At 51.6% G+C, this 246-nt stretch carries 1 rRNA gene; it reads right to left on the bottom strand.

Annotated elements, in window-relative coordinates:
• Positions 1 to 12 precede the first annotated feature (12 nt).
• Positions 13 to 246: ribosomal RNA gene (locus tag H0X90_RS36370) — 23S ribosomal RNA — on the bottom strand; the annotation flags it as partial.

Raw genomic sequence — 246 nt, 5'->3', positions numbered from 1 at the left:
CAGACTTGTTATAGGATCAAGCCTTACGGGCAATTAGTATCAGTTAGCTGAACGCATTACTGCGCTTACACACCTGACCTATCAACGTCCTGGTCTCGAACGACCCTTCAAGGGGATCCAGTCCCCAGGGATATCTCATCTTAAGGCGAGTTTCCCGCTTAGATGCTTTCAGCGGTTATCTCTTCCGAACATAGCTACCCGGCGATGCCACTGGCGTGACAACCGGTACACCAGAGGTTCGTCCAC

Origin of the sequence: Burkholderia sp. 9775_39, from assembly GCF_015712225.1 — a bacterium.
Classification (GTDB): Bacteria; Pseudomonadota; Gammaproteobacteria; order Burkholderiales; family Burkholderiaceae; genus Burkholderia; species Burkholderia cenocepacia.
Note: the sequence above shows the minus strand (reverse complement) of the source record. Positions and strands in the feature narration are given on the sequence as shown.